Origin of the sequence: Streptomyces sp. NPDC058864 (assembly GCF_042742985.1) — a bacterium.
GTDB lineage: Bacteria > Actinomycetota > Actinomycetes > Streptomycetales > Streptomycetaceae > Actinacidiphila.
This window is the reverse complement of the sequence record NZ_JBHYMQ010000031.1, coordinates 40233-61441: the sequence shown is the minus strand read 5'-3', so window position 1 is coordinate 61441 and position 21209 is coordinate 40233. Positions and strand designations below refer to the sequence as shown.

Genomic DNA, 21209 nt, shown 5'->3' with positions numbered 1-21209 from the left:
GCTAACCCTCGTCTTTGCCGAAGGTGCCGGTCCCCCGACGCTGAAGCCATGGACACCACCGACCGTGCACAGCGGCTCCGCTTCGGGCTGAGCCTCGACCCGGACGCCGCGCGGCTGCCGGACACACTGGAGCTGGCCGCCGCCGCGGACGCCGCGGGGCTGGACCTGCTCGCCGTGCAGGACCACCCGTACCAGCCCGGGCACCTCGACGCGCTGACCCTGTCCGCGCTCGTCACGGCCCGCACCTCGCGCATCTCCGTCCTCACCGACGTCGCCGACCTGCGGCTGCGGCCCCCGGTCATGCTGGCCAAGGCCGCGGCCAGCCTGGCCGCGGCCTCCGGCGGGCGATTCCGGCTCGGCGTGGGCGGCGGCGGGATACCGGAGGCGATCGGCTCGATGGGGGCGCCGCCGATGCCGCCCCGCGAGGTCGTGACGTACACCGAGGAGTCGCTGCGGGTCATGCGGACCGCCCTGGACGGCGGCCCCGTGCGGCACCGCGGCGAGGTGCTCACGGTGCCCGGCTACCAGGCCGGCCCGGTGCCGCCGCGCCGGGTCGAACTGTGGCTCGGCGGGCAGCGGCCGCGGATGCTGGCGGTGGCGGGCCGGGCGGCGGACGGCTGGATCTCGCCGCTGAACATCTATGTGCCGCCCGAGGAGGTGCCGGAGCGCCAGCGGATCGTCGACGAGGCCGCCCGCGGCGCCGGGCGCGATCCCTCCCGCGTCCGCCGCATCTACAACGTGATCGGAGAGATCGGCGGCTCCGGCGCCCCCGGCCTGAACGGGGACGCCGACCGGTGGGCCGACACCCTTGCCGAGTGGGCGACCGCGCTGCGCTTCGACACCTTCGTCTTCTGGCCGGTCACCGCCCACCGGCGCCAGCTGGAGGTCTTCGCCGGCGAGGTCGTGCCCGCCGTCCGGGAACGGCTGGCCCGATGACACCCGGCCACGACCACGTCACCGCCCCGGCCGCCGCCTTCGCCGTGCCCGCCGTCCTGGCGGAGCGGACCGTGCTCCCCGGCGACTCCCGCTACCCGCTGCTGCGCTCCACCTACACCACCGTCGCCCGCCCCGCCGCTGTGGTCCTCGTACACGGACCCGGCGACATCGCAGCCGCCCTCGCGGCGGCGCGGTCGCAGGGGCTGCCCGTCTCCGTGCGCTCAGGCGGCCACGGGCTGTCCGGCCGGTCGTCCAACGACGGTGGCGTGGTCGTCGACCTCTCCGGGCTCGACGAGGTCCGGGTCCTGGACCGGGCGGCCCGCCTGGTGCGGGTCGGGGCGGGCGCCCGCTGGGGCCGGGTGGCCTCCGTGCTCGCGGCCCACGGGCTCGCCGTCAGCTCGGGCGACCACGGCAACGTCGCGGCCGGCGGCCTGGCCACCGCGGGCGGCATCGGCTGGCTCGCCCGTACGTACGGCCTCACCGTCGACCGGGTCCGCGCCGTCGAGCTCGTCCTGGCCGACGGGACCGCGCTGCGCGCCGACGCCACCCACCACCCGGACCTGTTCTGGGCGGTACGCGGGGCGGGCGCGGGCGTGGGGATCGTGACCGCCTTCGAGATCGAGGCGATGGACCTGGGGGACATCGGCGTGGCCCAGCTGGTCTTCGAGGCCGACCCGGCGGGCGGCGCCCTCGCGCAGTGGGCCTCCGCGATGGCCGCCGCGCCGCGCACCCTCACCTCCGCCGCCCACCTCCTGTCCAACGGCCCGGCCCTGGCGCTCTCCGTCACCGTCGCCGCGGCCGACGACGACCCCGAGCGCGTCCGCGAGGCACTCGGCCCCCTGCTGGCCGGGCGGCACCGCCCGCTCCAGGCGACCGCGCAACTGGCCCCCTACACCGCGCTGGTCTCCACCGCCCACCAGCACGCGAACACCGGGCAGCAGCCCGTGGTGAGCACCAACTCGCTGCTGCCCGCGATGACCCGGGACGCCGCACGCGCCGTCATGGCGACCGCGGGCGACCGGCGCCGGCCGGCCTTCGTCCAGCTGCGCTCCCTCGGGGGCGCGATCGACGACGTCCCGGCGGACGCCACCGCCTACGCCCACCGCGGCGCGCAGGTCCTGGCGCAGGGCAACCTCTTCCCGCCGCACGGGCAGGACGACCTGCACCGTCTGTGGGCGCCCGTCCGGGAGCACGGCAGCGGCAGTTACGTGAACTTCGAGAGCGGCACCGGCCCCGGGGTCTTCGACCGCGCCTATCCGGGCACCACCGGCACGCGGGTGCGCGGGCTGTGGCGGCGCCACGACCCGGACGGCGTCCTGCGCCCGCTCACCCCCGGCTGACCGGGCCCCGGACCGGGCCGGCGCCGGTTCCGGCCCGCCGCGGGTCCGCGAACGGCCCGCCCGGACCGAAGGCCAGCGCGGCGAAGCGCCGGCCCATCCGCCGGTAGCCCGCGGCGTTGGGGTGCAGGTCGTCCGGCAGGTCGGCGACGTCGCCGGGGCCGAAGAGCCGGCGGCCGTCCAGGTAGTGCAGGTTCCGGTCGCCGGCGGCGGCCCGGGCGGCGACGATCCGGGCCAGCTCGGCCCGGATCACGGTGAGCGTGAGCGCGCCGCCGGGCACGTCCGCGGGGGAGCCCATGGCCACCACCCGCGGGACGGCGGCCGACAGGTCGGGCGCGGTCGGGCCGGGGGTGGTCTCCACGACCGGGCAGCTGATGGGCGAGACGACCAGCAGCGGGACGTCCGGGTGCCCGTCGCGGACGGTGTCGAGGAAGCCGTGCACCGCCGGGCCGAAGGAGCGCAGCCGGAAGGCGTCCCGGTTCACGATGTTGATGCCCAGCTTGAGGCTGATCAGGTCGGCCGGCAGGTCCCGGATGGTCCGGGCGACGTACGGGTCGAGCATCGCGTTGCCGCCGAGCCCCAGGTTGAGCAGCTCCGCCCCGGCCAGGGCCGCGGCGAGGGCGGGCCAGGTCGCGGTCGGGGACTCCGCCGCGGCGCAGTGGCTGATGGAGCTGCCGTGGTGGATCCAGCGCCGCCGGCCGGTCGGGCGCGGCGGCAGCACCTCGGCGTCCGCCCACAGCCCGACCAGCTCGGTGCGGGTCTGCTGCGGCAGCCACAGCTCGACGTCCTTCTCGCCGCCCGGCAGGCCACCGAACCGGACCCGCCCCGGCGCCCCCGGCTCGCGCCGGGAGGGCTCGGCGAAGAGGTCCGGCTTGTGGAGCACGTTCCCGGGCGGCGCGGGGGCGCTGCCGGCCCGCCTGCCGTCGACGACCAGGTCGACGACCCCGGCGGGCAGCGGCTCCGAGGTCCCCGCCAGCTGCCAGACCGAGGTCAGCAGCTCCAGTTCGACCACCCGGGCCGCGGTGCGGAACGCCAGCCGCACGCCGGAGGGCAGGGCGGTCGTCTCGTCCATGAAGACGTCCGGGTACTGCGCCCGGGTCCACGCCGGCAGACGGCGCGGCAGCAGTCCGGCCCGCGTCCGCTCCAGGTCGAGCGCGCCGCGGATCTCCACCGGGCCCCCGGTCAGCGGGACCGCGTGCAGGGCGTGAGTCGTCGCTGTTGTCACGTTTTCTCCCTGCCCGGGACCGGCCGCGGGCACACGGCCGCGGTACGGGCGGGGGAGTGACGGATCCCCGGTCGCCGGTGCCGGGAGCCCTCCCTACGGGACCAGGACGACCTTGCCCATCGTGCCGCGGCCCTCCAGGGCGGTGTGCGCGGCGGCGGCCTCGGCGAGCGGGAAGCGCTGCAGAGCGGGGGTGAGCCGCCCGGCCGTCCATGCGGCGAGGGCCTCCTCCTCCAGCGTCCGCAGCCCGATCCGCAGCATGGCCGGGCCGAGCACGACCTCGGAGGTGATGCCGCGCGAGGACAGCTCGCCGGGCGGGAACTCCAGCGGCCCGCCGGACGCCCAGCCGTAGAGGACGTGCCGTCCGCCCGGGCCCAGCAGGTCCACCGCCCCGCGGCCGGGGCCGCCGCCGACCGCGTCGAGGACGACCGTGCCCGGCCGCCCGCCGAGGGCGGCCCGGGCCGCGTCCGTCCAGCCCTCGGCGCGGTAGTCGACGGCGGCGTCCGCGCCCAGTTCGAGGACGCGCGCGGTCTTGGCAGGCCCGCCCGCCAGCCCGAGGACGAAAGCGCCCGCGGCGCGCGCCGCCTGCACCAGCAGGCTGCCGAGTCCGCCCGCCGCCGCGGTGACCACGACCGTGTCGGTGGGGCCGAGGGGGGCCTGGCGGAGGATGCCCATGGCCGTGCGGCCGGTGCCGATCATGGCGACGGCCTCGGCGGGGTCCCGCCCGTCCGGCAGGACGTGGAGCTTCTCGACGGCGGTGACGGCGAGTTCGGCGTAGCCCCCCGGCACCATGCCCAGGTGGGCGACAACGGGCCTGCCGAGCCACTCGCGGCCGACGCCCGCCCCGGTGGCCTCCACGGTGCCGGCCACCTCGCGGCCCGGGACCGTGGGTAGTTCGGGCAGCGGGTACGGGCCCTTGGGGTCGCCGGAGCGGATGGCGGTGTCGATCACGTGGACGCCCGCGGCGGCGACGGCGATGCGCACCTGCCCGGGGCCGGGCTCCGGGTCCGCGGTCCTCTCGTAACTCAGGTTGGCGGCCGGGCCGAACGCATGGAGACGGATGGCGTGCACGATGGTTCCCCCTGGACACGACGACAGTGGGCGGCCGGATGATCCGCACCGCCCACTGTCCGACCTCAAGCGGGGTTGAGGTCAAGCGCCGGCGTCGCACGCCGGCGTCAGGCGAGGAGTTTCGCCTTCGCCTTGGTGTACTCGTCCTCGGTGATGTGGCCCTGGCTCTTGAGCTCGGCGAGCTTGGACAGCCGGTCGACGTTGCCGCCCGCCGCTCCGCCCTCGCCCGCGGCTGCCTCCCGCACGTACTGCTTGAAGGCGGCGTCCATGTCCTTCGCCTGTTTCTGGTCGCGCTCGGCCATCCCCTTGCCCCTGGCGATGACGTAGATCAGCACGCCGATGAAGGGCAGGAAGATCAGCACGATGATCCAGCCGGCCTTGGCCCATCCGCCCACCGTGTGGTCGCGGAAGAGGTCCCCGATGATCCTGAAGAGCAGGAAGAACCACAGCACCCAGCAGAAGATCAGGAGCATCGTCCAGAAGAGGTTCAGCAGAGGGTAGTCGTCCATGCCCCAAGTGGACGGCGACCGAACGGGTCCCGCACCCGGGGCTGCGCCGTTCGGGCTACAGCCGGGGGAAACGCGCCGCCAGGTCCCAGATCACGGGGTTGGCGTCCAGGCCGTCGTGCATGTCGGTGAGGTCGGCGACCAGGTCGTGCAGGAAGTCGCGGGCCTCGCGGCGCAGCTCGGCGTGGGCGAGGGAGAGCGGCCGGTCGTCCGGCGCCCAGTCGGCGCTGACGTCGACGAAGCCGAAGCGGCGCCGGAAGCGGAGCCGGTCGGTGGACTCGGTGAAGTCCAGCTCGGCGTACTGGGGGCGGGCGGCGCGGCCGCCGAGCGGGTCGCGGTCCAGCTGCTCGACGATGTCGCACAGCGCCCACGCGAAGTCCAGGACGGGCACCCATCCCCAGGCTGTGGACAGCTCGCGGTCGGCCGTCACGTCCGCCAGGTAGACGTCCCCGCAGAACAGGTCGTGGCGCAGCGCCCGTACGTCGGCGGTGCGGTAGTCGGTCTGCGGGGGGTCGGGGAAGCGGCGGGAGAGCGAGTAGCCGAGGTCGATCACCCGCCGATGGTACGCGGCGGCCCCGGCGGCAGGTCCTTGTGGAGGACGGAGCAGGGACGGCCCATCTGCCGGTCCTCGCGGTGGTCGATGACCCGGTAGCCGAGCGTCCGCCAGAACGCGAGCGCGCCCGGGTTGCCGTCGAGCACCGCCAGGCGCACACCGTCGCGCCCCTGGGCGCGCAGCCGTTCCTCGACCAGTCCGGCGAGTTCGCGCCCCAGGCCCGAGCGGTGCCGGCCGCCGTGCACCATCAGCAGGCCGATCCAGGGGTACGGGTCGAGGGGGTCGGGGTGCTCGGCGAGGGTGACGGCGAGACCGGCGAGGCTCCCGTCGGTGTCGGTGTCGGCGTCGTCGCGTGCGAGCAGCACTTCCACGGCGGGATGGGCCAGTTCGGCGTTGACGCTGCTCGCGACCTGCTCCGCGGTGACGGACCCGGGATCCGGGAAGTCGCCGGTGGCGCGGTGGAAGTCGGGGTTGGAGGCGTACAGCTCCGTCAGCCCGGCGAGGACGCCGGGCGGCAGGGAGCCGTCCACCGGTACGAGGGGTTCGAGCACCAGCATGCCCCGCACGCTAGTCGCGTGCGGGGCACGGGCGCCTCATCGACTGAGGCCGGTCAGGCTTGCGGGCCCGTCCGGTGTCAGAGGCCGACACCGAAGTCGGTGGCGATGCCGGCGAGGCCCGAGGCGTAGCCCTGGCCGACCGCGCGGAACTTCCACTCGGCGCCGTTGCGGTAGAGCTCGCCGAAGACCATGGCGGTCTCGGTGGCGGCGTCCTCGCTCAGGTCGTAGCGGGCGATCTCGGCGCCGCCGGCCTGGTTGACGATGCGGATGTAGGCGTTGCGCACCTGGCCGAAGTTCTGGCTGCGGGTCTCGGCGTCGTAGATCGAGACGGGGAAGACGATCCGCTCGACGTCGCCGGGCAGCCCCGCCAGGTTGACGTTGATGGCCTCGTCGTCGCCCGCGCCCTCGCCGGTGCGGTTGTCGCCGGTGTGGACGATGCTCTGGTCCGGCGTCTGCTTGTTGTTGAAGAAGACGAAGTAAGGGTCCGCGTAGACCTTGCCGCTCGGGTTGAGCGCGATGGCGCTCGCGTCGAGGTCGAAGTCGGTGCCGGTGGTCGTGCGCACGTCCCAGCCCAGGCCCACCGTGATGGCCGTCAGGCCCGGTGCTTCCTTGGTGAGCGAGACGTTGCCGCCCTTCGACAGGCTTACAGCCATGGGAGTCCCCTCCGTGATGTCGGTCATTCGTGCCGACGTCGACGCTACCTTCACAGGGGGGAACGTCGTGAGAGGCCCGCATGGTTCCTTTACGGCGAAAACCGCCTCCGGGGCCATGTCCCGGAAAATCCTGTGACTCCGGCGACCGTCGGCGGGATCATGGGAGGCATGTCAGGGCCGCCCCCACTCGTCGTCCGCGGCTCGGTCTCCGTACCGGATGCCGAGCTGATGTGGCGTTTCTCCCGGTCGTCCGGACCGGGCGGCCAGCACGTCAACACCTCCGACAGCCAGGTCGAGCTGCGATTCGATCTCGCCAATTCCGAGTCGCTGCCCCCGGTGTGGAAGCAGCGGGCCCTGGAGCGGCTCGCCTCCCGCCTGGTGGGCGGCGTCCTGGTCGTACGGGCCTCCGAGCACCGCTCGCAGTGGCGCAACCGGGAGGCGGCGATGACCCGCCTGGCGGCGCTGCTGGCCGAGGCAACGGCGCCGCCGCCCAAGGTGCGCAGGCCCACGAAGATCCCGCGCGGCATCAACGAGCGGCGGCTGCGGGAGAAGAAGCGGCGCGGCGACACCAAGCGTGGCCGCGACCCGCGGGGCTGGTCCTGAGCCCCCGCGGTGTCCTTCCCGCGGGGCCCGGCCGGGCGTCTCAGCCGAGGTGCCGGTAACGGCCCCGGAAGTACATCAGGGGCGAGCCGTCCGCGCTGGGGGTGCGCGCGGTCAGCACGCGGGCGATCACCAGGGTGTGGTCCCCCGCCGGGACGCGCTGCTCGGTCTCGCACTCGAGCACGGCCAGGCCGCCGCCGAGGATCGGGGCGCCCGAGGCCTCCCCGCGGTAGTAGGCCACGTCCTCGAAGAGCAGCCGGTCGCTGATGCGGCCGCGCATGGCGAAGCGCCCGGCGATGTGCCGCTGGCTCTCGCTCAGCACGGACACCGCCCAGCGCTGCCGGCGCTCCAGCAGCTCGTCCATGCGCGACCCCTCGCGCAGGCTCACCATCACCAGGGGCGGTTCCAGGGAGACCGAGACGAAGGCGGTCGCGGTCATGCCGACGTCCTCGCCGCGCGGGCCCTCCTCGGGGTCGTGGGCGGTCACCAGGACCACCCCCGCGGCGAGGCGGCCCATGACGGCGCGGAAGGCGTCGCTGTCCACGCCGGACAAGGGTGGCTCGGAACCGTCGGGCACGGTCCCAGGATGCGGGATGCGGGACGCGGAGGTGATTGACTGTGACACGCCCCGACGCTAGCCGGACTGCCGCACCACCCGCATCGGACTTCGGATCGAGCCAGGTCCTAGGACCTCCCGGCCATTCCCGCTTCCGGTCGTACAACCCCCGCTCACCTGCTCGATTGTGTTCAATGGGTGAAGGGGGACACCCGGTCTGCTCTACGCTGCGTGATCGGAACACGACAATCAGATGTGACTTGAGTCACAAGGGGCATGAATTGTTGACCCTGTGTACCGGTCGAACTGCTCGCTGTGATTCAGTTGCGGTGGGAATTGGACCACAACGGACCACAAGCAGTCTCAGGAGTTGTCGTCGAGGGCCCGGGGAGAGCGCATGGACACCGAGTCGGAGCCGTATGTCCGCCTCGCGACCCTGCGCCAGGTGCACCAGGTCGTGGCGGACCTCAACTGCGCACGCAGCCTCGCCGACACCCTGCAGGCCGTGGCCGACGGCGTCGTCAGGGGCCTCGGCTTCGAACTGGCCGTGGTCAACCTCATCCGCCCGGACGGTGACCTGGTCGTCGCCGCCGTCGCCGGGAGCGCCGCGGCGGAGGCCCTGATGGCCGGCCGGGTCGGCTCGCGCGCCTCCTGGGAGCGCCGGCTCACCATGGGGGAGCGCTGGGGCACCTTGCGCTTCATACCCCACCACGAGGGCTGGGTCCTGGACGGCGACGACGTCCCCAGCTGGCCCGGCGACGGCCCGCCACCCCGCTTCCCCGACGAGTGGCACCCCGAGGACCGGCTCCTCGCCCCCATGTACGCCAACCCGGCCGGCGCGGGCGAGCTGATCGGCGTCATCTCCGTCGACCGCCCCGTGGGCGGCCGCCGGCCCGGCCCGTGGGGCCGCGAGGCGTTGCAGATGTACGCCTTCCAGTCCGCCATCGCCATCAGCAACGCGCGTCTACGTGCGAACATGCAACGCGCCCTGGTCCGTCTGGAGCGCGAGCAGCAGGCGCTGCGGGCCAGCGAGGAGAGCTTCCGCCAGGCCTTCGAGTACGCCCCCAGTGGCATGGCCATCGCCGAGATGGGCGGCGACCAGCACGGCAAGCTGGTCCGCACCAACGACGCGCTGTGCCGGCTGCTCGGCCGCCCGGCCGCCGTGCTGCGCCGCCACTCCTTCTCCGACCTCGTCCACCCCGAGGACGTCGGCGTCCTGCTGCGCACCAGCGCCGAGGGCGGCCGCGCCGAACTGCGGCTGCAGCGCCGCGACAACAGCTACGTCTGGGTCAGCCTGCGCAACTCCGTCGTCGCCGACACCGCCGACGGGCCGCGCTTCCTGCTCACCCACGTCGAGGACATCGAGGAGCGCAAGGGCCGCGAACTCGCCCTCGCCCACCGCGCCAGCCACGACTCGCTCACCGGCCTGCCCAACAGCGCCGAACTGCGCGCCCGGCTGTCCGGCAAGATCTGCGCGCGCCCGCAGGCCCCGGACGCCGACGGCCACACCGCCGCCCACGCGGCCGCCGACGAGTTCGCCTACACCTACGACTACGACCCGGTCGACGGCGCCGCCCGGCTGTCCGGCTTCGACCACCACACCCACACCGTCGCGCCGTCCGACGACCCCGACGGCGGCAAGGGCCTGGCCGTGCTTTTCTGCGACCTGGACGGCTTCAAGTCGATCAACGACCGCTTCGGCCACCACACCGGCGACGCTGTGCTCATCGAGGTCGCCCGCCGCCTCACCAGCGCGGTGCGGGACGGCGACACCGTGGCCCGGCTGGGCGGCGACGAGTTCGTCGTCCTCGCCGACGGCCTCGGCAGGGAGGACGCCGAGGACCTCGCCGTCCGCCTGCGCAACGCGATCATCCCGCCGATCCGCTTCGAGGGCCGCGCGGTCCGGGTCGGCGCCAGCTTCGGCATCGGCTGGGCCGGCTGCGGGATGACGGCGGACGAGGTGCTGCAATCCGCGGACCAGCGCATGTACATCGAGAAGCGCTCCCGCAACGGCACCCGCAGCCACCGCCGCGCCGCGGGCTGACCGCGCGGGGGCGCACCGCCGGGCGGCCTGCCGTCTCCTCCTCGGCGGAGGGCGCGCGTCCACCCTGGGGAGTACCCCGGATCGCTCCTCCGGTTGACTCCCGCACGCATCCGGGATGCCTACGCTGGGTTACGTGCAGCGTCTCTACGATTTCCTCCGCAGGCACCCGACCTGGGTCGACGGCTTCTGGGCCCTCGTCCTGCTCGGGTTCTCCTCCCTGTGGATCGCCAACGACGAACTGCACGCGCACTCCCGGGCCGCCGCCGTGCCGCTGGCCCTCGCGCTGTCCCTCGTCGTCGCGCTGCGCCGCCGCATGCCGGAGAAGATGCTGCTGCTTGCCGTCCTCGTCGGGGTGCTCCAGCTGGTGCTGGACGTCCAGGCCAACCCGGGCGACTTCGCCATGCTGGTGATCATCTACACCGTCGCGGCCAACGGCGCCCGCTGGGCGTCCCGGCTCGCCTTCGCCGGCGGCCTGGTCGCCTCCACCATCTCCACCCTGCGCTGGCCCAACGAGGGCGGGGGCCAATGGGCCGACGCCGTCTCCGCCGTCTTCCTCGCGGTCCCCTTCCTGCTGGCCTGGGTGATCGGCGACAGCCTCCGCACCCGCCGCGCGTACTACGCCGAGCTGGAGGAACGTGCCGCCCGCCTGCAGCGCGAACGCGAGGCCCAGTCCAAGGCCGCGGTCGCCGCCGAACGCGCCCGGATCGCCCGCGAACTGCACGACGTCGTCGCCCACAACGTCTCCGTCATGGTCGTCCAGGCCGACGGCGCCGCCTATGTGCTGAACGCCTCCCCGGAGCAGGCCAAGCAGGCACTGGAGACCATCTCCACCACCGGCCGCCAGGCGCTCACCGAGATGCGCCGCCTCCTCGGGGTGCTGCGCGCCGGCGACGACGGCGGCGGCGAGTACGTGCCGCAGCCGGGCGTCGACCAGCTGACCGACCTCATAGAGCAGGTGCGGGGCGCCGGGCTGCCGGTCGCCTTCGAGGTCGAGGGGGTGTCCCGGCCGCTCGCCAGCGGCGTCGAGCTCACCGCCTACCGCATCGTGCAGGAGGCGCTCACCAACACCCGCAAGCACGGCGGGCCCGAGGCGCACGCCAAGGTCCGGCTCACCTTCGGCGACGGCGACCTCGCCCTCCTCATCGAGGACGACGGGCGCGGCGCCCAGCAGGAGCTCTACGAGGGCGGCGGCGAGGACGGCCAGGGCCAGGGCCTGATCGGCATGCGCGAACGCGTCGGCATGGTCAGCGGCACCCTGGACGCCGGGCCGCGCCCCGGCGGGGGCTTCCGCATCAGCGCGGTGCTCCCGGTGAAGGCCGCGCGTTAGCGGATGCGCCGCGCGACGGCGGGAAACAGAGACGACAGTCAGAGGGAAAGAGGACCGGACCCATGGCGATCCGCGTGATGCTCGTCGACGACCAGGTGCTGCTGCGCACCGGCTTCCGCATGGTGCTGCAGGCCCAGCCCGACATGGAGGTCGTCGCCGAGGCCGGGGACGGCGCGGAGGCCGTCGAGACCCTGCGCACCACGGCGGTGGACGTGGTCCTCATGGACGTCCGCATGCCCCGCCTGGACGGCGTCGAGGCCACCCGCCAGATCTGCGGCGCCCCCGACCGCACCCCCGACGACGGCGGGCCGCGCGTGCTCATCCTGACCACCTTCGACCTCGACGAGTACGCCTTCTCCGCCCTCAAGGCCGGCGCGAGCGGCTTCATGCTCAAGGACGTCCCCCCGGACGAACTCCTCGCGGCGATCCGCGCCGTCCACAGCGGCGACGCGGTCGTCGCCCCCAGCACCACGCGGCGCCTGCTCGACCGGTTCACCCCGCTGCTGCCGAGCGCGAGCCAGCCGACGCACAAGCAACTGGACCGGCTGACCGACCGCGAGCGCGAGGTGCTGCTGCTGGTCGCGCAGGGGCTGTCGAACGGGGAGATCGCGGCGAAGCTGGTGCTCAGCGAGGCGACGGTGAAGACGCATGTCGGGCGCATCCTCACGAAGCTGGATCTGCGCGACCGCGTGCAGGCGGTTGTGCTCGCGTACGAGACGGGGCTTGTTCGCGCGGGCGGTGGTGGCGCCGGCGGCGGCGTCTGAGCGTCCCCGGGGTGCGGGTGGGTTGTGGTTGCGGTGCGGTTTTTTCCCCGCCGCCCACCCGATTGCCCCGGTCGGTCAGTGCGGGTCTCGCATCGTGTGCCTGGGGCGGTGGCGCGCCGGCGCACGTCCTCAGCGCTCGCGGATTTGCCGGGCCGTTGCGTCACCGGCATCACCGCTCGTCGCTTCCGGGCGCACCCCGCCACACCCCCTCCCGTCGTGTGGGCGCATGACGGCCGGTGGGGGGTGAGCAGGCAATCCGGGGTCACCCCGGACTGCTTCATCCCCCCACCGGGCGTTGGTCGCGCAACTCGCGGAGGGGGTGGGGTCGGAGGGGTGGGCGTTCTGGACGCTGACGTGTATTTGTTGTGCGGCAGAGCGGCACCTGTTCGGATTGCCCGCCATGCACATAAATATGCGGTACAGAATGCCCACCCCGGAGGCCCCGCCCCCGGCCCACCAACGAAACCCGGCGAGACCCGCACCAACCAACCGGGATGGGGGTCCCCCCGGCCGAAGGCTGGGGGAGGGAGGGCGGGCGGGAAAAGAACCCCAACCGCAACCACAAACGCACCCGGGCCGGACGTCACGCGGTACGCGCCCCCGCGAGGAAGCCGATGAAATCGGACACCGCGTCCGCGACCCCGGCCGGGTCCCACTCGAGCGCGGACGCCCCCACCGTGACCTCCGTCATCGCGACCCCCGGCACCTCCGCCCCCGTCCAGCGCCCGAAGAGCGACGTCTTGGTCTCCTCGGCCTGCCGCACCGTGGCCTCGTTGAGGACGTCCGGGGACTCCGCGAGCCACACCTGGAACTGGTGCGTGTGCGGCACCTCCGGGTGCACCCGGACCCAGCCCGTCCCCGCGGCGAGCGCGTCCCGCAGGGCGGCCGCGACGCCCTTCGCGTGGGCCACGTACTCCGGAAGGCGCGGCAGTTCGTGGTCGAGCCCGTCGAGCGCGGACAGCACCGCGGGCCACTGCTGGAAGACGAGCCCGCCGTAACGGTGCCGCCAGGTACGGGCCTCCGCGGCGAGGTCGGCGGAGCCCGCCAGTGCGGCGCCGGCGACGCCGCCGAGGGACTTGTAGAAGGAGACGTACACGCTGTCGGCGAGCCCCGCGATCTCGTCCAGGGGGTGCCCGAAGTGCGGCGGGCACTCCCACAGGCGGGCGCCGTCGAAGTGGACGACGGCGTCGCGCTCGCGCGCCGCGGCCACGGTGGCGGTGAGCTCCTCCCAGGTGGGGAGGACGAAGCCGGCGTCCCGGAGCGGCAGTTCGAGCATGAGGGTGCCGAAGGGCTCGTCCATGTCGCGCACCTCGTCGGCGTCCGGTATCCGGCGGGCCGTGGTGGGGTGGACGGTCCGCAGCCCGCTCAGCGCGGACAGCGCGCCGCGCTCGTGCACCTCGGGGTGGGCCAGCGGGTGCAGCGCGACGGCGGGGTTGCCGGTGCGTCCCGCCCAGCAGCGCAGGGCGACCTGCTGGGCCATCGTCCCGGTGGGGAACCAGACGGCCTCCTCCGTGCCGAGCAGCCCGGCCACGCGCTGCTCCAGCTCGGCGACGATCCCGTCGCCGTACATGTCAACGGGGCTGTCCAGACCCTCCCGTCCGGCCAGCCGCGCCAGTCGTTCCCGCATCGTGGCGGGTTTCCCGTGGGACAGCACGCGGTCGCAGGAGCGTACGGCGGCGATGCGCCGCGCCTTCTCGTCATCGGCAGAGGTCATGGACCGATCCTGCCGCCCCGGCGGGCGCCGGGAAACATTCGCGTAGCATTGACGAGAACGTCCGGTACCCCCGTGAGGACTGGAACGGAAGGCCAGCGCAGCGTGAACGCATCGCACACCCCGGGGCCCCTGCCCCCCGACGTGGAGGCCCGCCCCGCGCGGCTCACGGTCGGCGTCGTTGGCGCGGGTCGGGTCGGTCCCGCGCTCGCGGCCGCGCTGAAGCTGGCCGGGCACCACCCGGTCGCGGCGTCGGGTGTGTCCGACGCCTCACGGCGCCGAGCCGCCGCCCTGCTGCCCGACGTGCCGCTCGTGGAGCCGGCCGAGGTGCTGGCCCGCGCCGAGCTCGTCCTGCTGACCGTGCCGGACGACGCGCTGCCCGGGCTGGTGGCCGGCCTCGCCGAGACCGGGGCCGTACGGCCGGGTCAGCTGCTGGTGCACACCTCGGGCCGGTACGGCACGGGTGTGCTGGGCCCGGCCCTGCGCGCCGGCGGGCTGCCGCTGGCCCTGCACCCCGCGATGACCTTCACCGGCACGTCCGTCGACGTGCAGCGGCTGGCCGGCTGCTCCTTCGGCGTCACGGCCCCCGCGGAGCTGCGGATGGCGGCCGAGGCGCTGGTGATCGAGATGGGCGGCGAGCCCGAGTGGATCGAGGAGTCGGCGCGGCCGCTCTACCACGCCGGCCTGGCGATCGGCGCGAACCACCTGGTGACGCTGGTCGCCCAGTCCATGGAGCTGCTGCGCGCCTCCGGCGTCGCCGAGCCCGGCCGCATGCTGGGCCCGCTGCTCGGCGCGGCCCTGGACAACGCCCTGCGCTCGGGTGACGCCGCCCTGACCGGCCCGGTCGCCCGCGGCGACGCGGGCACGGTGGCCGCGCACCTGGCGGAGCTGCGTCTGCACGCCCCGGAGATGGTGGCCCCGTACGTCGCGATGGCCCGCGCCACGGCGGATCGCGCGCTGGCGGGCGGAATGCTGAAGGCGGAGTTCGCGGAGGCGCTGCTGGGCGTCCTGGCGGACGGCGCCGAGGGGGGAAAGCGATGACCAGGCTGGTGCACAGCGCGCGCGAACTGCGGGAGGCCGTCGGGGGCCGGCCCGGTGAGGTCGGCGTCGTCATGACCATGGGCGCGCTGCACGAGGGGCACGCCACGCTCGTGCGGACCGCCCGCGAGCGGGTGGGCGACGGCACGGTCGTCGTCACCGTCTTCGTCAACCCGCTGCAGTTCGGGCCGGACGAGGACTTCGACCGCTACCCGCGCACCCTCGACGCGGACGTCGGGATCGCCGGCCGGGCCGGCGCCGACGTGGTCTTCGCGCCCTCCGTCGACGAGGTCTACCCCGGCGGCCGGCCGCGGGTGCGGATCAGTGCCGGGCCGATGGGCGAGGGCTACGAGGGCGCCTCGCGCCCCGGCCACTTCGACGGCATGCTGACCGTCGTCGCCAAGCTGCTCCACCTGACCCGGCCGGACGTCGCCTTCTACGGCCAGAAGGACGCCCAGCAACTGGCGCTCATCCGACGCATGGTGACGGACCTGAACTTCCCGGCCGAGATCGTGGGGGTCCCCACGGTCCGCGAGCCGGACGGCCTGGCCCTGTCCAGCCGCAACCGCTACCTCTCCGACGACGACCGGGAGACCGCCCTCACGCTCTCCCGTGCCCTGTTCGCCGGGCGCGACGCGCTGGACGACGGGCCGGACGCCGTACGGGACGCGGCGCGGACGGTGCTGGAGAAGGGCGACGGCCTGGCGGTGGACTACCTCGCCCTGATCGACCCGGGCGACTTCACCGAGGCCGCCCCCGGCCACACCGGACCGGCGGTGCTCGCCGTCGCCGCCAAGGTCGGCACGACCCGGCTGATCGACAACATCCCCCTGGAGTTCGGAGTCCGCCGATGAGCGGCACAGGTTCTGGCATACGGCTGCACGCCCCCGCGCCCGGCTGGGAGCACGAGGCGGACGTGGTGGTCGTCGGGTCCGGCGTCGCCGGGCTGACGGTCGCGCTGCGCTGCGCCGCGCAGGGCGCCAAGGTCACCGTCGTCACCAAGGCGCGGCTCGACGACGGCTCCACGCGCTGGGCGCAGGGCGGCATCGCCGCCGCCCTCGGCGAGGGCGACACCCCGGAACAGCACCTGGACGACACCCTCGTGGCGGGCGCCGGGCTCTGCGACGAGGAGGCCGTGCGCACCCTGGTCACCGAGGGTCCCGACGCCGTCCGCCGGCTGATCGCGACGGGCGCGCACTTCGACACCAGCGAGGCGACGGGCGAGATCCTGCTGACCCGGGAGGGCGGTCACCACCGCCGCCGGATCGCCCACGCGGGCGGCGACGCGACGGGCCTTGAGATCTCCCGGGCGCTGATCGAGGCCGTGCGCGAGGCCGGGATCGAGTTCATCGAGAACGCGCTCGTGCTGGATCTGCTGACCGACGCCGAGGGCCGCGCCGCGGGCGTGACCCTGCACGTCATGGGCGAGGGGCAGCGCGACGGCGTCGGCGCCGTCCGGGCCCGCGCCGTGGTGCTGGCCACCGGCGGCATGGGGCAGGTCTTCTCGGCCACGACCAACCCGGCCGTGTCCACCGGCGACGGGGTGGCCCTGGCGCTGCGCGCCGGCGCGGAGGTCTCGGACCTGGAGTTCGTGCAGTTCCACCCGACGGTGCTCTTCCTCGGCCCGGACGCGGAGGGCCAGCAGCCGCTGGTCTCCGAGGCCGTGCGCGGGGAGGGCGCGTTCCTCGTGGACGCCGACGGGGTGCGCTTCATGCAGGGGCAGCACGAGCTGGCCGAGCTGGCGCCGCGCGATATCGTCGCCAAGGGCATCACGCGCCGCATGCAGGAGACCGGCGCCGAGCACATGTACCTCGACGGCCGGCACTTCGGCGCGCGGATGTGGGAGCGGCGCTTCCCGACGATCCTGGCCGCCTGCCGCGCCAACGGCATCGACCCGGTCACGCAGCCGATCCCGGTGGCCCCCGCCGCGCACTACGCCTCCGGCGGCGTCCGCACCGACCTGCACGGCCGCACCACGGTGCCGGGCCTGTACGCGTGCGGCGAGGTCGCCTGCACGGGCGTGCACGGCGCCAACCGGCTGGCGTCCAACTCCCTGCTGGAGGGGCTGGTCTTCGCCGAGCGCATCGCGGCCGACATCGCCGAGCACCCCGCGGCCCCCGGCGCCCCGGTGGTCCCGGAGCCGGGCCGCTCCCCGTTGCTGCCCTCCGAGGCGCGCTTCGCGATCCAGCGGATCATGACCCGTGGTGCGGGGGTGCTGCGCAGCGCGCAGAGCCTGGAGGACGCGGCGGCGGCCCTGAGCCGGATGTACGCCGACGCCGAGGAGCTGCTGGAGCGCGACGGCAAGACGGCCGAACCCTGTGTGGAGACCTGGGAGGCGACCAACCTCTGCCTGGTCGCCCGGGTCCTGGTCGAGGCGGCCCGCCGCCGTGAGGAGACCCGCGGCTGCCACTGGCGCGAGGACCGGCCGGAGCGCGACGACGCGGACTGGCGCCGGCACATCGTCGTCCGGCTCCCCTCCGGTGGTGCGGGGCTGCCCGCCGCACCCACTAGTCTCACCATCCGCACCACCCCCACAGCGGACCTTCCCGCAACCCGTCCTGGAACGGAGCCCCAGCGATGAGCACGCCCGACCTCCCCCTCCTGCAGATCGGCGGCGCCGGCGGCGGTGGCTGCGGCGACGGCTGCGGCTGCGGTTCCGGCGACGACTACGCGCACGACCCGAGCGAGTGCGGTCTCGACCCCGACCTGGCGCAGCTGCTCGCCGACGCCGGGCTGGACCCGGTGCTGGTCGAGGACGTCGCGCACCTGGCGATCGAGGAGGACCTGGACGGCGGGGTGGACGTCACGACCGTGGCCACCATCCCCGAGGACGCCATGGCCACCGGTGACTTCACCGCCCGCGAGGCCGGCGTGGTCGCCGGACTGCGGATCGCCGAGGCGGTCCTGTCCATCGTGTGCACCGACGAGTTCGAGGTCGAGCGGCACGTCGAGGACGGCGACCGGGTCGAGGCCGGTCAAGCGCTGCTCTCGGTGCGCACCCGTACGAGGGACCTGCTGACCGCTGAGCGCAGCGCGCTCAACCTGATGTGCCGGCTGTCCGGGATCGCCACCGCCACGCGCCGCTGGGCCGACGCGCTGGAGGGCACCAAGGCGAAGGTCCGCGACACCCGGAAGACGACCCCGGGCCTGCGCGCGCTGGAGAAGTACGCGGTCCGCTGCGGCGGCGGCGTCAACCACCGCATGTCGCTGTCGGACGCGGCCCTGGTCAAGGACAACCACGTGGTCGCGGCGGGCGGTGTGGCGGCCGCCTTCAAGGCCGTCCGCGACGAGTTCCCCGAGCTGGCGATCGAGGTCGAGGTCGACACCCTGCACCAGGTCCGCGAGGTCCTGGAGGCGGGCGCCGACCTGATCCTGCTGGACAACTTCACCCCCTCCGAAACGGAGGAGGCCGTCGCCATCGTCGCCGGCCGCGCCCTGCTGGAGTCCTCCGGCCGGCTCACCCTGGACAACGCCCGCGCCTACGCGGGGACCGGCGTCGACTACCTGGCCGTGGGCGCGCTGACGCACTCCTCCCCGATCCTCGACATCGGCCTGGACCTGCGGGCCGAGGGGTCGGAGCGGGACTGATGCTTCTCACCATCGACGTCGGCAACACCCACACCGTCCTGGGACTGTTCGACGGGGAAGAGATCGTCGAGCACTGGCGGGTCTCCACCGACCCGCGCCGCACGGCGGACGAGATGGCCGTGCTCATGCAGGGCCTGATGGGCATGCACCCGCTGCTCGGCGAGGAACTGGGCGACAACATCCACGGGATCGCCATCTGCTCCACCGTCCCCTCCGTGCTGCACGAGCTGCGCGAGGTGACGCGCCGTTACTACGGCGACGTGCCCGCGGTCCTCGTGGAGCCCGGCGTCAAGACCGGTGTCCCGGTGCTCACCGACAACCCCAAGGAAGTCGGCTCCGACCGGATCATCAACTCCCTGGCCGCCGTGCACCTCTACGGCGGTCCGTGCATCGTGGTGGACTTCGGCACGGCCACCACCTTCGACGCGGTCACGTCGCGCGGCGAGTACGCGGGCGGCGCCATCGCCCCCGGCATCGAGATCTCGGTGGACGCCCTGGGCGCCCGCGGGGCCCAGCTGCGCAAGGTGGAGCTGACCCGTCCGCGCAGCGTCATCGGCAAGAACACCATCGAGGCCATGCAGTCCGGCATCCTGTACGGCTTCGCCGGCCAGGTGGACGGCGTGGCCGAGCGGATGGCGCGGGAGCTCGCCGACGACCCGGACGACGTCACGGTGATCGCCACCGGCGGACTGGCGCCGCTCGTGCTGGGCGAGTCGGCGGTCATCGACGTCCACGAGCCCTGGCTCACCCTGATAGGCCTCCGGCTGGTCTACGAGCGGAACGTGTCGACGACCTGACAGCCCGACAGCCCGACAGCCCGACAGCCCGGCTGCGGGTCCGCGGGGGGACGTACGCGGCGCGCCCGGCCATATCTGGTTACGCGTATTTTGTTCGCTTAGTACGTAAAGTCGGACCATGCCCACGCCACACGGGTCCCGAGGCGGAATGGCGTTCAGCGCGGATGAACTGCGCGTGCTCCGGCGCGCCCTCTCAGCGGCCCTCCAGTCCAGCACCATGATCCCCACCCCCGACGAGGTCAGGGACTATCTGCGCCTCGCCGAGGACGTCGACGAGGCGGCCCGCGAGGGCGGCCGGCTGCGGACCTTCCAGCTCGCGGAACTCGCCAGGTACCGGGAGGCGCTGCCGGGCAGCGCCGCCGGCTACCTCGAACGGCTGACGGGAGCGCTCGACACGGGGTACGTGCCCCTGCCGGACGACCTCGCCGCGCTGCGCCGCCTGCACGACGCGCCGTGCACGGACGCCGAGGCGCACCGCAGGCGGGCCGTGCTGCGCCGCTGCGAGCACCTGGCGGAACTCGACGTGCGCGCCCGCCTGGAGGCGCGCATCCCCGCCCCCTCGCCACCCTGCGGCACGCCCTCCACGGGCAGGGCGCGGCTGCGTGCGCTGCCCGGGGGACGGGCCGCCTCCGACGACCCCAAGCCGGGGCCCAAACCCGAGCCGAAGACGCCCCCCGCCGAGCCGGCCGCGCCCGATCCCGGTGAGGAGAAGCGCAAGGTGCCGACGCCGGCCGAGATCTTCCCGCCGCGCCGCCGCTCCGCGCCGCCGCCCGAGGAGCGTGCCACGGGCTGACGCGAAGGCACCGCACAACCTTCCGGAGGCGTCACGGGTTTTCCCGTGACGCCTCCCGTGCGTTCACGGGTGCGCCGCCCCGAACCACCCGGCATCAGACCCACCCGGCCCGCGGTGTGCACCGCGACCGCCGTTGCCCAGTGCCCGGGCGAGGCGTCGGCGCCCGCCCGCGAGGTCGTCGTCACCTTCGACCTCGCCGGCCCCGGCCGGGGCCGTGGTGCTCCCCGCGGACCTGTGCGCCGGGCGGCTCCCTCGCCGCGACCGGCGCGGCCCCGGTGCGTCCCCTGGCGGCCGGCCCGGCGGCCTTCGCGGCCCCGGGGGTGCTGCCCGGCCGCGGGGGCCCGTCGCGGGGCGCGTACGGGCGCGCAGCCGCCCCGGAGCGAACGGACCGCGGCCCCGGCCGGCCCCCCGCCCGCCGGGGCCGCGGCACGACCGGCGGGGGACTCCTCCGCCGCCGGTGGTGGTCCGCCGCAGGGCGCGTACGGGGGCGTGGCTACCCTGGTGCCATGGACTACGTCTCCGCGCTCGTGCCCCCCACCGTGATGGCCATCGCGTTCACCTTCCTCATCCGGACGCTGATCAGGAGCCAGGGCGGGGTCAACAAGGCCAAGGAGGACGCGGTGGTCGACGCCGCGCTGTCCGGCGCGCAGCCCCCGGCCCAGCGGTCGGGCGGCACCGAGCACCGGGTATGACCTCGATATTTCCGGCATTCCGGGCAATGCGCCCGTAAGCAACTAGTATTCGGGTGTGCCCCGTCCATTGGGAGACCTCGAAGACGCCGTGATGACCCGGGTGTGGCGCTGGAACCGCCCGGTGACGGTGCGCGAGGTGCTGGAGGATCTTCGCCGGGAGCGCTCGATCGCGTACACGACGGTCATGACCGTAATGGACAACCTTCATCAGAAGGGCTGGCTACGGCGGGAAGCCGAAGGGCGCGCCTATCGCTATGAGGCGGTTTCCACTCGTGCCGCTTACTCGGCGGCACTCATGCACGAGGCGTGGGCCGCGAGCGACAACCCCGCGGCGGCCCTTGTCGCCTTCTTCGGCAAGATGTCGGCGGAACAGCGAGAAGCGCTCCGTGACGCAATGCGGGTGGTGCAATCCGCTGATCCGGGTGACCCCGGGGAGACGGACGGATCGGACGGGCGATAGCGTC

Annotated in this window: 22 protein-coding genes; 14 read left to right on the top strand and 8 right to left on the bottom strand. The window is 74.2% G+C overall.

The window, feature by feature from the left end; all coding sequences use genetic code 11:
- Positions 1 to 48 precede the first annotated feature (48 nt).
- Both ACFW3D_RS23265 and ACFW3D_RS23260 read left to right on the top strand, forming a co-directional pair.
- A complete protein-coding gene (locus ACFW3D_RS23265; RefSeq protein ID WP_500506588.1) occupies positions 49 to 936 on the top strand; it encodes an LLM class flavin-dependent oxidoreductase in 888 nt (295 codons plus the stop codon).
- Positions 933 to 2276, top strand: coding sequence for an FAD-binding oxidoreductase (locus ACFW3D_RS23260; RefSeq protein ID WP_500506586.1), 1344 nt, complete (start codon positions 933 to 935; stop codon positions 2274 to 2276). Before ACFW3D_RS23265 ends, ACFW3D_RS23260 begins: the two co-directional genes overlap by 4 nt.
- Here ACFW3D_RS23260 and ACFW3D_RS23255 read toward each other — a convergent pair.
- From ACFW3D_RS23255 to ACFW3D_RS23230, 6 genes are all read right to left on the bottom strand, one after another.
- Positions 2263 to 3498 (bottom strand): GDSL-type esterase/lipase family protein, encoded by a 1236-nt coding sequence (locus tag ACFW3D_RS23255; RefSeq protein WP_500506584.1) that lies wholly within the window; start codon positions 3496 to 3498, stop codon positions 2263 to 2265. The two genes, ACFW3D_RS23260 and ACFW3D_RS23255, sit on opposite strands and share 14 nt — an antisense overlap.
- Before the next feature lie 93 nt (positions 3499 to 3591).
- Entirely contained in the window at positions 3592 to 4566 is a 975-nt protein-coding gene (locus ACFW3D_RS23250) for a zinc-binding dehydrogenase (protein ID WP_500506582.1), read from the bottom strand.
- 107 nt (positions 4567 to 4673) lie between these two features.
- Positions 4674 to 5075 (bottom strand): SHOCT domain-containing protein, encoded by a 402-nt coding sequence (locus ACFW3D_RS23245; RefSeq protein WP_500506580.1) that lies wholly within the window; start codon positions 5073 to 5075, stop codon positions 4674 to 4676.
- 55 nt (positions 5076 to 5130) lie between these two features.
- Positions 5131 to 5625: a hypothetical protein gene (locus ACFW3D_RS23240; protein WP_500506578.1), complete on the bottom strand. Its 495-nt coding sequence runs from the start codon at positions 5623 to 5625 to the stop codon at positions 5131 to 5133.
- Positions 5622 to 6182 (bottom strand): GNAT family N-acetyltransferase, encoded by a 561-nt coding sequence (locus tag ACFW3D_RS23235; protein ID WP_500506576.1) that lies wholly within the window; start codon positions 6180 to 6182, stop codon positions 5622 to 5624. Before ACFW3D_RS23235 ends, ACFW3D_RS23240 begins: the two co-directional genes overlap by 4 nt.
- A gap of 77 nt (positions 6183 to 6259) precedes the next feature.
- Entirely contained in the window at positions 6260 to 6835 is a 576-nt protein-coding gene (locus tag ACFW3D_RS23230) for a TerD family protein (protein ID WP_026251085.1), read from the bottom strand.
- Positions 6836 to 6994: 159 nt separating this feature from the next.
- Here ACFW3D_RS23230 and arfB point away from each other — a divergent pair, with 159 nt between their 5' ends.
- Positions 6995 to 7438: an alternative ribosome rescue aminoacyl-tRNA hydrolase ArfB gene (arfB, locus tag ACFW3D_RS23225; protein WP_500506574.1), complete on the top strand. Its 444-nt coding sequence runs from the start codon at positions 6995 to 6997 to the stop codon at positions 7436 to 7438.
- Positions 7439 to 7478: 40 nt separating this feature from the next.
- On the opposite strand, the gene ACFW3D_RS23220 is transcribed toward arfB, so the two are convergent.
- Positions 7479 to 7979: a flavin reductase family protein gene (locus tag ACFW3D_RS23220; protein WP_500506572.1), complete on the bottom strand. Its 501-nt coding sequence runs from the start codon at positions 7977 to 7979 to the stop codon at positions 7479 to 7481.
- Positions 7980 to 8388: 409 nt separating this feature from the next.
- On the opposite strand from ACFW3D_RS23220, the gene cdgB reads away from it, so the two are divergent.
- The 3 genes from cdgB (at position 8389) to ACFW3D_RS23205 (ending at position 12126) form a co-directional block, all read left to right on the top strand.
- Positions 8389 to 10035 (top strand): diguanylate cyclase CdgB, encoded by a 1647-nt coding sequence (cdgB, locus tag ACFW3D_RS23215; protein ID WP_500506570.1) that lies wholly within the window; start codon positions 8389 to 8391, stop codon positions 10033 to 10035.
- 133 nt (positions 10036 to 10168) lie between these two features.
- Positions 10169 to 11362: a sensor histidine kinase gene (locus ACFW3D_RS23210; RefSeq protein ID WP_500506568.1), complete on the top strand. Its 1194-nt coding sequence runs from the start codon at positions 10169 to 10171 to the stop codon at positions 11360 to 11362.
- A gap of 62 nt (positions 11363 to 11424) precedes the next feature.
- On the top strand, positions 11425 to 12126 hold the full coding sequence (locus ACFW3D_RS23205) for a response regulator (RefSeq protein WP_500506565.1): 702 nt from the start codon (positions 11425 to 11427) through the stop codon (positions 12124 to 12126).
- Positions 12127 to 12709: 583 nt separating this feature from the next.
- Here ACFW3D_RS23205 and ACFW3D_RS23200 read toward each other — a convergent pair.
- Positions 12710 to 13840: a threonine aldolase family protein gene (locus ACFW3D_RS23200; RefSeq protein WP_500506563.1), complete on the bottom strand. Its 1131-nt coding sequence runs from the start codon at positions 13838 to 13840 to the stop codon at positions 12710 to 12712.
- Positions 13841 to 13942: 102 nt separating this feature from the next.
- Here ACFW3D_RS23200 and ACFW3D_RS23195 point away from each other — a divergent pair, with 102 nt between their 5' ends.
- From ACFW3D_RS23195 to ACFW3D_RS23160, 8 genes are all read left to right on the top strand, one after another.
- Positions 13943 to 14878, top strand: a complete 936-nt coding sequence (locus tag ACFW3D_RS23195) for a Rossmann-like and DUF2520 domain-containing protein (RefSeq protein ID WP_500506561.1) — start codon at positions 13943 to 13945, stop codon at positions 14876 to 14878.
- Positions 14875 to 15729 (top strand): pantoate--beta-alanine ligase, encoded by an 855-nt coding sequence (panC, locus tag ACFW3D_RS23190; protein ID WP_500506559.1) that lies wholly within the window; start codon positions 14875 to 14877, stop codon positions 15727 to 15729. Before ACFW3D_RS23195 ends, panC begins: the two co-directional genes overlap by 4 nt.
- On the top strand, positions 15726 to 17456 hold the full coding sequence (locus ACFW3D_RS23185; RefSeq protein WP_500506557.1) for an L-aspartate oxidase: 1731 nt from the start codon (positions 15726 to 15728) through the stop codon (positions 17454 to 17456). The genes panC and ACFW3D_RS23185 overlap by 4 nt, the downstream gene beginning before the upstream one ends.
- The gene (gene nadC / locus ACFW3D_RS23180) at positions 17453 to 18463 is read left to right on the top strand and encodes a carboxylating nicotinate-nucleotide diphosphorylase (protein ID WP_500506554.1); all 1011 of its coding nucleotides are present in this window, start codon (positions 17453 to 17455) and stop codon (positions 18461 to 18463) included. The genes ACFW3D_RS23185 and nadC overlap by 4 nt, the downstream gene beginning before the upstream one ends.
- The gene (locus tag ACFW3D_RS23175; protein WP_499610808.1) at positions 18463 to 19260 is read left to right on the top strand and encodes a type III pantothenate kinase; all 798 of its coding nucleotides are present in this window, start codon (positions 18463 to 18465) and stop codon (positions 19258 to 19260) included. Before nadC ends, ACFW3D_RS23175 begins: the two co-directional genes overlap by 1 nt.
- A gap of 118 nt (positions 19261 to 19378) precedes the next feature.
- On the top strand, positions 19379 to 20053 hold the full coding sequence (locus ACFW3D_RS23170; RefSeq protein WP_500506552.1) for a hypothetical protein: 675 nt from the start codon (positions 19379 to 19381) through the stop codon (positions 20051 to 20053).
- Positions 20054 to 20559: 506 nt separating this feature from the next.
- The gene (locus tag ACFW3D_RS23165) at positions 20560 to 20745 is read left to right on the top strand and encodes a hypothetical protein (RefSeq protein ID WP_499610816.1); all 186 of its coding nucleotides are present in this window, start codon (positions 20560 to 20562) and stop codon (positions 20743 to 20745) included.
- A 55-nt stretch (positions 20746 to 20800) separates the two neighbouring features.
- The gene (locus ACFW3D_RS23160) at positions 20801 to 21205 is read left to right on the top strand and encodes a BlaI/MecI/CopY family transcriptional regulator (protein WP_361809777.1); all 405 of its coding nucleotides are present in this window, start codon (positions 20801 to 20803) and stop codon (positions 21203 to 21205) included.
- The last annotated feature ends 4 nt before the right edge of the window (positions 21206 to 21209 follow it).